9 protein-coding genes are annotated in these 9,095 nt (G+C 59.7%); 6 read left to right on the top strand and 3 right to left on the bottom strand.

Features of this window, described 5'->3' with window-relative positions; genetic code table 11:
* Positions 1–885 precede the first annotated feature (885 nt).
* A complete protein-coding gene (locus ACVW0C_RS11460; protein WP_414331697.1) occupies positions 886–1,404 on the bottom strand; it encodes an HNH endonuclease in 519 nt (172 codons plus the stop codon).
* 167 nt (positions 1,405–1,571) lie between these two features.
* On the opposite strand from ACVW0C_RS11460, the gene ACVW0C_RS11455 reads away from it, so the two are divergent.
* The 5 genes from ACVW0C_RS11455 (at position 1,572) to ACVW0C_RS11435 (ending at position 7,478) form a co-directional block, all read left to right on the top strand.
* A complete protein-coding gene (locus ACVW0C_RS11455) occupies positions 1,572–3,779 on the top strand; it encodes a glycoside hydrolase (RefSeq protein WP_457385499.1) in 2,208 nt (735 codons plus the stop codon).
* Between the two features lie 27 nt (positions 3,780–3,806).
* The gene (gene pip, locus ACVW0C_RS11450) at positions 3,807–4,757 is read left to right on the top strand and encodes a prolyl aminopeptidase (protein WP_414399719.1); all 951 of its coding nucleotides are present in this window, start codon (positions 3,807–3,809) and stop codon (positions 4,755–4,757) included.
* A 240-nt stretch (positions 4,758–4,997) separates the two neighbouring features.
* Complete coding sequence (locus ACVW0C_RS11445) at positions 4,998–5,537, top strand: PDZ domain-containing protein (protein WP_238376905.1); 540 nt, start codon at positions 4,998–5,000, stop codon at positions 5,535–5,537.
* A gap of 31 nt (positions 5,538–5,568) precedes the next feature.
* A complete protein-coding gene (locus ACVW0C_RS11440; RefSeq protein WP_414329349.1) occupies positions 5,569–5,877 on the top strand; it encodes a hypothetical protein in 309 nt (102 codons plus the stop codon).
* A gap of 5 nt (positions 5,878–5,882) precedes the next feature.
* Positions 5,883–7,478: a hydantoinase B/oxoprolinase family protein gene (locus tag ACVW0C_RS11435; protein ID WP_457385497.1), complete on the top strand. Its 1,596-nt coding sequence runs from the start codon at positions 5,883–5,885 to the stop codon at positions 7,476–7,478.
* On the opposite strand, the gene ACVW0C_RS11430 is transcribed toward ACVW0C_RS11435, so the two are convergent.
* Together ACVW0C_RS11430 and ACVW0C_RS11425 are read right to left on the bottom strand one after the other, a co-directional pair.
* On the bottom strand, positions 7,415–7,807 hold the full coding sequence (locus tag ACVW0C_RS11430) for a thioredoxin family protein (protein WP_041437173.1): 393 nt from the start codon (positions 7,805–7,807) through the stop codon (positions 7,415–7,417). The two genes, ACVW0C_RS11435 and ACVW0C_RS11430, sit on opposite strands and share 64 nt — an antisense overlap.
* Positions 7,808–7,841: 34 nt before the next feature.
* Entirely contained in the window at positions 7,842–8,582 is a 741-nt protein-coding gene (locus ACVW0C_RS11425; protein WP_457385496.1) for an NnrU family protein, read from the bottom strand.
* A 68-nt stretch (positions 8,583–8,650) separates the two neighbouring features.
* Here ACVW0C_RS11425 and psb27 point away from each other — a divergent pair, with 68 nt between their 5' ends.
* Positions 8,651–9,052: a photosystem II protein Psb27 gene (psb27, locus tag ACVW0C_RS11420; RefSeq protein WP_414350230.1), complete on the top strand. Its 402-nt coding sequence runs from the start codon at positions 8,651–8,653 to the stop codon at positions 9,050–9,052.
* Positions 9,053–9,095: the final 43 nt, after the last annotated feature.

Below are 9,095 nucleotides of genomic sequence, written 5' to 3'. Positions count from 1 at the left end.
CAGGACTTGGGTCATGGTTCTATCATAACTTCCGCATTCCTCCCGACACTGACCCTACGGGTACAGTGCGGGGCTCCTGCGATTTCTAGCTGAAAATTTATGCAGCCAGGCTTGATGTTCGTTGCCAGAAGGCTCTTCACCCAGCGAGCCAGCAGACAGGGCAACCCATTTCCCCAACTCCAAATATTCGCTCAACAGCCGCGCCAACTTATAAACTCGATAATCGAGCTGCACTAAGCTACTTTTCATCTGCCCCAAAACACCCAGTCCTCTTCTGAGCCAACTTACAACCTTCAACCTTTCCCAAAACCTGCTGAGCAGGAAGCCAACCCCCATCTTGCTTGCTGCAGCCGAGGCGCAAGTTCCCTTTGCCCACAACAGAGCACCTGTAGCTCAGCCGCAAACCTGGACAAAGCTAGAAGAAGCTGTGCCTTACAGTTCTAGTACCAACAATTTTAACTAACGGGGGTGCGGGGGCAATAGGTCCCATGCTCTAGCCGCAGGGTGAGCACTGGGATACATGGATCCCCGCCATACCCCTGAGCGAAATCTGTAGTAAAGCCTACTTATGCTGGCGGTAACCTACAAGTACCGGATTGATCCAGATGCCTCTTGCTCTTGTCCGGTGGACAGGGGTTCCTGGGTGCAGGAGTCCATCCTGCCTGCCGATGCACCGTTCCCTGTGGATTAGACTTGTTTTGCAAGCTGGCAGTGCCTAGGGGGGAGGCTGGGGAAGGGGAACCGCCTGTCCAGTTGTTCTGTCGGGGGTTGTAGACCCAGACAAGTGGCGTGGGGCAGGAATGCCCGACCGCGAGGTAAGGACTCCGTCCTGCTGACGGGAAGGGTGGCCCGCGCTCTGTCCATAGGATGAGCGCCGGGAGGATGTCACTCTTGCCGACTTTGGTGTTCGCGCCAGAACTGCTCCGCAAAAGCCACCGTCGGGTGGAGAGGGGCACGGGGTTTGCTGCGCAGGGGCATGTTGGCTTCTTCAGGGGTGCGGTTGCCCTTACGTTGATTGCAGCGTTCGCAAGCCGTCACCACATTGTCCCAACTGTGGGATCCCCCTTTGGAGAGGGGCACGACATGATCCAAGGTCAGATTGTGGGTGCTGCCACAATACTGGCAGGTGTGGTGATCCCGCCGCAAAACCTCCCGCCGATTCACAGGGGGCACGCGCCAAGCGCGCTCTTTGCCCTTGATGGTCAGGCGAATATGTTCGGGCACTTCAATGACCTGGCTGGGGGAGCGCACCTTCCACACCGGCACATGCATCATCGAGAGCGGTTCGGCTTTGCCTGTTAGCAGCAGCACGATTGCCCGCTTGATATTGACCCGGCTAATGGGCAAATAGTTTTGGGAAAAGACAACGATCGACTGTTCCAGAAGGTGGGTAGCGGCAGTCATGGCTCAGCTCTTCCTTTTGCCGCCATTCTCCTGAGGAATCTGCCGAATGGCAAGCTTTTCCCCACCGCCATCGACACCGGCAGCGCTCAGACATTCAAGAGTTTCTTACGATCGCGAGCCAGACAGATGGGCTAGTATCCGGGTGATGGTTGGATCCGGTACCGCCCATGACCTACCCGCTGCACGTCGCCCTGGTTTGGCACCAACACCAACCCCTCTACAAAAGTCCGGTGGCGGGTAAATATCGCATGCCTTGGGTGCGCCTACACGGGATCAAAGATTACCTGGACTTGGTCTTGCTGCTGGAGCGCTATCCCCGCTTGCACCAAACGATTAACCTGGTGCCCTCCCTGATTCTACAGATCGAAGAGTATGTGGCCGGCTCGGCTTTTGATCCTTACCTGGAACTGACCCTATCCCCTGTCGAAAAGCTCGGCCCCGATCAACTGCGCTTTGTGGTCGAGCGTTTTTTCGACAGCCACTACCCCACCATGATCGAGCCCTATCCCCGCTATCGGCAGCTCTACAACCAACGGGAATCTCAGGGGGTGAACTGGTGTCTGCAGTACTGGACTCCGCAGGACTTCGGGGATCTGCTGGCCTGGCACAACCTGTCTTGGTTTGATCCCCTCTTTCAGGAGGATCCTGAGATTGAGGGCTGGATTAAGATGGGATCCGGTTTTACCCTGGCGGATCGGCAGCGGATCTACGCCAAGCAACAACAGATCCTCGGCGCCATCTTGCCCCAACACGCCAAACTGCAGAGCAGCGGCCAACTGGAACTGACCACCAGCCCCTATACCCACCCCATCTTGCCCCTGTTGGTGAGCGAGCGCTCGGCACGGGTGGCCCGCCCAGGGTTGCCCTTACCTCGCTACCCCTTTCACTGGGAGCAGGATGTCCACAGCCAACTGGAGCGGGCTAAGCAGATCTATCGGGAGCGCTTTGGCCGGGATCCGCGGGGCCTGTGGCCTTCCGAGCAATCCGTAAGCCCTGCCATTGTGCCGATTGTGCAAAAACAGGGCTTTGAGTGGATCATCTCCGACGAAGGGGTTTTGGGGTGGAGCCTGGGCCAGCCTTTTCATCGCGATGGGCAGGGCCACATTCTGGAGCCGGAGAAGCTCTACCGCCCCTACCGCCTGGAAACCGAGCGGGGGGATTTGGCGATTGTCTTTCGGGATCACCGCCTTTCGGATTTGATCGGCTTCAGCTACAGCGCCATGCCCGCCGATGCTGCCGCCAAAGATCTCATTGGCCATCTGGAGAGCATCCGCAACCGCCTGCCCCAGGAGCAGCCCTGGCTGGTGACCATCGCTCTGGATGGGGAAAACTGCTGGGAGTACTACCCCCAGGATGGCAGGCCCTTCTTGGAAAACCTTTACACCCGCCTCAGCCAGCACTCCTCCCTGCGGCTGGTGACCGTTTCGGAGTTTCTGGATCAGTTTCCGCCCACCGAGTTTTTGCCGGCAGAGCAGCTGCACAGTGGCTCCTGGATCGAGGCGGACTTCACCACCTGGATTGGGGATCCCGTCAAAAACCGCGCTTGGGAGCTTCTGGCCCAAGCCCGTCAGGTGATTCAGGATCATCCCCGCGCCAATCCCCAAGCCTGGGAGGCCCTCTGGGCCGCCGAGGGATCCGATTGGTTCTGGTGGTTTGGGGCAGGCCACTCTTCCGCCCATGATGCCGTTTTCGACCAGTTGTTTCGGGAGCACCTGCAGGCGCTCTACACCGCTTTGGGAGAGGCAGTGCCGACCGTGCTGCAATTTCCCCTGGAGGATCATGACGGCCTAGGGGATCGCCTGCCGCAGGGGTTTATCCACCCGGCCATCAACGGTCGTCCGGCAGAACGGGAGTGGAGCCAAGCGGGGCGGGTGGAGATTGGAGCGGCCCGAGGCACCATGCACCGCAACAGCGCCGTTCGCCGCCTCTGGTACGGGTTTGATCACTTCAACCTCTATCTGCGGCTGGATTTTAACTCGGTGGTGCAGCGGCCCAGGCAATTGCTGGTGCTGTGGTTCTATCCCAACCGCGTCACCGTCAACAGCCCCATTCCCCTGCAGGGGTTGCCGGCAGAAGCCCCTCTCAACTACCACTACCGCCACCTGTTGCAGTTGTCACTGCCGCCTCCCGGCACCGGCCAGCATCCGGCAGAGGTGCAAGCCCAGCTCTTGCAGGCAGGGGAGTACCACACCTGGCACGCCATCGGCCATCAAGTGAAGGCGGTGGTGGATGCCTGTTTGGAGGTGGCCATCCCCTGGAGCAATTTGGGCGCCCAGCCGGGTCAGGAGCTGCAATTTGTCATCCTGGCCGCGGATGGCGAGACCTTTCAGGAAGGGATCCCGCCCAAGGCCACCATTGCCCTGCGCAGACCCTGAGAGTGATGACCAGCAGAGCTTCCGGTTATGTTGCGCGATCTCTATCCCCCCATCGAGCCCTACGATCAAGGCTTTCTGGCGGTTTCCTCCCTCCACACCCTGTACTACGAGCAGTGCGGCAACCCGGCAGGCAAGCCGGTGGTGTTTTTGCACGGGGGGCCTGGAGGCGGGATCGATCCCATCTACCGGCAGTATTTCGATCCCAGCCGCTGGCGGGTGGTGCTGTTCGATCAGCGGGGCTGCGGGAAAAGTCGCCCCTATGCCGAGCTGCGGGAGAACACCACCTGGGATCTGGTGGCGGATATCGAGAAGTTGCGCCAGCATCTGGGCATTGATCGCTGGTTTGTGTTCGGGGGCAGCTGGGGCAGTGCCCTTGCCCTGGCCTATGGGCAAACCCACCCCCAATCCTGCCTAGGGTTTGTCTTGCGGGGCATTTTTCTCTTGCGCCCTTTTGAGCTCCGCTGGTTTTACCAGTCGGGGGCCGGCTACTTTTTCCCCGACGCTTGGGAACATTACCTGGAGCCGATCCCTCCCGAAGAGCGGGATGACCTGCTGGCAGCCTACCACCGCCGCCTAAACGACCCAGATCCCCAGGTACGGCTGAGGGCAGCTCGCGCCTGGTCCGTCTGGGAGGCCAGCACCAGCAAGTTGATCCCCAGCCCAGAGCTCATCGAGCGCTTTGGTCGGGGAGAGTTTGCCGAGGCCTTTGCCCGCATTGAGTGCCATTACTTTGTCCACGGCGGTTTTTTGGATCCGGAGGATCAGCTCCTCAGGGGGGTGGGACGGCTGCGGCATCTGCCGGCGGTGATCGTCCAGGGGCGCTACGACGTGGTGTGCCCGCCCATCTCTGCTTGGGAGCTGCATCAGGCTTGGCCAGAAGCAGAGTTTCGGATGATCCCCGATGCTGGCCATTCCATCACCGAGCCCGGAATCCGCACCGCCCTCCTGGAAGCCACCGATCGCTTTGCCGGTTTGTGAGCCCCGCCGAGCCAACCCAGTGCTGCCAGGGATCCCAAGACCTTGAAGAATTGCTACAGGAAGGCCGGCAAAACCTTGGGATCCAGCCCAGAAGCACGGCCAAGCCTATCGACAGTTGGCGATTTTGGGTTTATCACTGAGGGAGGGGCGGTGCAAGCTGCCCACACCTGGCTGGTGCATCCACCCAAGTGCTTCGCGAATTCAAGCTCATTTCTACTTCACCGTTTCCAGGGTCGAACCATGCAGAAACCAACCCATCTGTTCAAGCTTGCCCTAGCCCTGCCCATCTCCTTCTTGCTGGCAGATGCAGTTGTGGCCTACCCCTGCGACTCGGTTGGGGGTGAAGCTTACAACCACCACGGCTCCACGGTTCAGGTCAGCAGCGACGCCAACAGCTTCGGGGTTCAGTGGTCGCCTGCCTCCTATGCTGTCGGCAACGGCTTCATTGGAGTTGCCATTGAAACGGTGAACGGCGAGCAAGCCCAGAGCGCCATCAGCCGTCGTCTGTTCGGCCCCGCACTTCGAGTTCAGGGGGTGCAGGTGGTCGGCTTGCTCCAGGATGGTCCTGCTCAACGAGCCGGTCTGGCCCAGGGCGATATTTTGATTGGAGTGGATGGGCAGCGGGTCACCTCCGTGCAACATGTGCAGCAGATCATCCAAAATACCCCGGTAGGCCAATCGGTGCCGATTACCTTCCGCCGTGGTGAGCAGGTGCTGTCAACGGTGGTTGTGGTGGGGGATGGCCGGGTGTTGCGCCCCTTGATGCTGCAGCAGCAGTGAGCCTTGTCGGGATCCCTACCCGGAGCTCTCTGTGAATGCCAATTGGAGTTCGGGATGGGCTGTCTGGGCAGTTTGCGGCCTCAACGGCTTGCTGTTTTTGGCCCTGGTTGCTCTCATTCCTGTCATTTTGAAGCTGCGCTCGGCTCTTGGGGTCACAGAGCAGGCCATGGCCGATTGGCGAGAAGCAGCTCAACAGGCCTTGGCTCCCACTCCCGCTGAGTTGCTGCGTCTGCGGGATCGTCTGCGCGAGAATCGCCATACCCTTGCCCGCTGGCAACGTCGTTTGCAGTTCTGGCAAGGGATCCGCAGGGTGGCCGTTTGGCTGGGGCGTAGGCTTTGAGGGATATGGATAGCAACTATCCTGTCTCCAATCCCATCCGGTTGCAGGTCATGGCCAACGCTCTGGCGGGGATTGCCGAAGAGATGGGAGCCCGCCTCATCCGCGGTTCTTATTCGGCCAACATCAAGGAGCGGCGGGATTGCTCCACAGCTCTGTTTGACGCGCAAGGGGCTTGCATTGCCCAGGCAGCTCACATCCCGGTGCATTTGGGCGCCCTTTCGCAGGCGGTGCGAGCGGTGGTGGCAGCCAACCCGCGACCCGGAGATGTGTTTCTCCTCAACGATCCCTACCAGGGGGGATCCCATCTGCCAGACGTTACGGTGGTCGCGGCCATTCCCGGCTGGAGGGATCCCGACCGGATTTGCGCCTATGCTGTGAACCGTGCTCATCACGCTGATATTGGAGGGATGCGCCCTGGCTCCATGCCCGCCGACTCCACAGAACTTTGGCAAGAGGGGCTGGTGATCCCGCCGGTACGGCTGGCTGGGCTCTCTCTAGAAGGAGAGTTGTACTGGCAGGAGGATCTGCTGCGCCTAATCCTGGCCAATGTGCGCAATGCCGAGCAGCGGCGGGGGGATCTGCAGGCCCAGGTGGGGGCCAGCGCAGTGGGGATGAGCCGGTTTCGGGAGTTGCTGGCCCGCTTTGGAGAAGAGGAAGCTTGGCAGTTGATCGCAGGGGTCATCGAGTACAGCCGCCGGCGGATGCGGGCGCAAATTCAGGCTCTGCCCGATGGGATCTACACGGCTGAGGATTGGTTGGAGGGCTACGGGGATCCGCCCGAACCCATCGAGATCCGGGTGCAGGTGGAAGTAGAGGGCGAGAAGCTGCGGGTGGACTTCACCGGTACCGCTCCGGCCATGGCGGGAAACCTGAACGCGCCCCTGGCCGTCACCCGCTCGGCGGTGTTGTTTGCCCTGCGCTGTCTGTTGGATCCCACGGCCCCCAGCAATGTCGGCTTGGAGGATCCCATCGAGATCGTGGCGCCGCCCGGCTGCTTGGTGAATGCCCAGTTTCCGGCAGCAGTGGTGGCGGGCAATGTGGAAACCTCGCAGCGCATTGCCGATGTGGTGTTCAAAGCTCTGGCTCCTGTGGCCGGATTGCGGAGCATCGCTCAGGGGCAGGGCACCATGAACAACTGTGTGCTGGGCAACCGCCACTTCACCTACTACGAAACCCTGGGAGGTGGTCAGGGGGCCAGCCGGCAACGACCGGGTTTGGACGGAGTGCATGTGGGCATGAGCAATACCCTCAACACCCCCATCGAGGCTCTGGAGCTGGAGTATCCCCTGCGGGTACTGCGCTACGAGCTACGCCAGGATTCCGGCGGCCATGGCCAACAGCGGGGCGGCTGGGGGCTAATCCGCTCCATCCAGACTTTGCAGGATTGCACCCTCTCCCTGCTCACCGAGCGGCGCCACTATGCCCCCCAAGGAGAACAGGGAGGCGGGCCAGGCCAAGTGGGGATCAACCTCCTCAACGGGGATCCCTTGCCTGGCAAAATCAGCCGCTCCCTAAAAGCCGGCGACGTAATCACCCTCTACACGCCGGGCGGCGGGGCTTGGGGCTCAAACGAGGATGAGCAGGCTCCCGAACCCAGGTAGCGCAGGTGGTCAAGAAACAACTGCTCGCAGCGGCGAAGCACCTCATCGCGGCTGGCGAAGTGCTCCAGCCTTTGCACTTCTTGACCTTTCTCAAACAAAATTAGGGTTGGCAAAGAGCGCACCCGATAGCGGCGCGGCAGCCAAAAATTGTCGTCTACATTCACCCGCAGTACTTTGACCGCCCCTCCCCACTCGGCTACGAGACGGTCGGTAATCGGCTGAATGAAGCGACACAGGCCACACCAAGGGGCGCCGAAATCCACCAAAACCAACCCATCACTTGTCAAAAGTTCTTGATTAAAAGCATCTAAAGCAACTTGCAAGGCCATCACTCCCAAACTAAAGAAGTTCTTTGGGATCATGCTACCAGGCAACTTGGCTGGCTGCAGAAACCATTTGGGGATGGAAAGCATAAAGAATCAATACAAAGCTGAATACCCCCAGATAGGCCCAGCGAAAAAACTCTTGGGGGCGCAGTTGCTGTCGCTTCTGCAGAATGGCCAAGCCGGGGATCACGGAGGTGCGCGCCTTGAGATCGCGGAAGGCCTGCCCGTATTTCCGCTCCAGGCGGTGATCCCCATGCCAAACGGCAAACAGGTGGTAGGCAATGAGCCCAAGCGAGGTCACCACCATAAAGCTGGAGCCAATCCACAGGGAATGGGCCACACACCAGATCACCTGGCCCACCATTTGCGGATGACGGGTGATGCGGATGATCCCGGTCTCAAACAGGTGGATCTCCGGCTTGCGAATGGCGGCGATCTCCAGCAAGTTGAAGGTGGCCGGATACAAAAAGAAAAAAGAGAGGGCAGACAAAAGAGCAACGGTGGTGCGAATGCCTGGGACGGCTTGGAGATCCCAGAGAATCACCCCGTCGTAGCGGTGGTTGAAAAAATAGATGAGCAACAGCGGTGCCAAACTGAGGCTCACCAGAGCAAAGAAGATGCGGTACAGACGGGATCCCAGCCGGCTTTCCCCCCAGGGTCGCAAGTAGGCCAGTCCGCTGTGAGCACAGGCAAATCCCAAGATTAGGGCCAGCATTGTCCAATGGGATCCGTACTGGCCCAGCTTCTGCAGAAAGTCGCTGAAGGGGGTGAACAGCATCTTTTGGGTGACTCCTCTTCCGGTGTTGCTGTGGCTTATGCTTAAAAGTAAGTTACATTAGGTTCCCCATGCTCAAAACTTTTTTTCTGCGTCTTGTCAGCCTGCTCCTGTCTGTAGCCCTTTTGCTGGGCTCAGCGAGCTCAGTTGCTCAGGCTGCCCGTCTCACCGGCAAGTATTACGAAGACAGCATGACCTTGATCCAAACCCTACGCACCGTCCTTTCCGAAGGGGATCCCCTGATGAACCCGGAAGAGGCGCGAGCGGAAGCCATGCAAGCCATCCAGGAGTTTTCTGGGCGCTACCACGGCCATCGCTACGATAAGCTGCAGTCTTTTACCACTTTGCGCACGGTGTTTAACACGCTGGCCTCCCAGTACCGCACTTCCAGTCGACCTCTCAACCCCGAAAAGGTGGAGCGGGTGCTGATGCAACTGGATCGGGCGGAATTGGCCCTGCGCCGAGAAGGTTGAGCTTTTTTAGATCTCCGAGATCCAAATCACAGGCAAATCTCCT

Source organism: Thermostichus sp. OS-CIW-26 (genome assembly GCF_054058395.1).
The sequence above is the reverse complement of the archived record's forward strand: the minus strand, read 5'-3'. Positions and strand labels throughout refer to the sequence as shown.

What these genes read in the sequence shown, in the direction of transcription:
- ACVW0C_RS11460 (WP_414331697.1), bottom strand. Translation starts at nt 1,404, where the DNA reads ATGACTGCCGCTACCCACCTTCTGGAACAGTCGATCGTTGTCTTTTCC.
- ACVW0C_RS11455 (WP_457385499.1), top strand. Translation starts at nt 1,572, where the DNA reads ATGACCTACCCGCTGCACGTCGCCCTGGTTTGGCACCAACACCAACCC.
- pip (WP_414399719.1), top strand. Translation starts at nt 3,807, where the DNA reads ATGTTGCGCGATCTCTATCCCCCCATCGAGCCCTACGATCAAGGCTTT.
- ACVW0C_RS11445 (WP_238376905.1), top strand. Translation starts at nt 4,998, where the DNA reads ATGCAGAAACCAACCCATCTGTTCAAGCTTGCCCTAGCCCTGCCCATC.
- ACVW0C_RS11435 (WP_457385497.1), top strand. Translation starts at nt 5,883, where the DNA reads ATGGATAGCAACTATCCTGTCTCCAATCCCATCCGGTTGCAGGTCATG.
- ACVW0C_RS11430 (WP_041437173.1), bottom strand. Translation starts at nt 7,807, where the DNA reads ATGGCCTTGCAAGTTGCTTTAGATGCTTTTAATCAAGAACTTTTGACA.
- ACVW0C_RS11425 (WP_457385496.1), bottom strand. Translation starts at nt 8,582, where the DNA reads ATGCTGTTCACCCCCTTCAGCGACTTTCTGCAGAAGCTGGGCCAGTAC.
- psb27 (WP_414350230.1), top strand. Translation starts at nt 8,651, where the DNA reads ATGCTCAAAACTTTTTTTCTGCGTCTTGTCAGCCTGCTCCTGTCTGTA.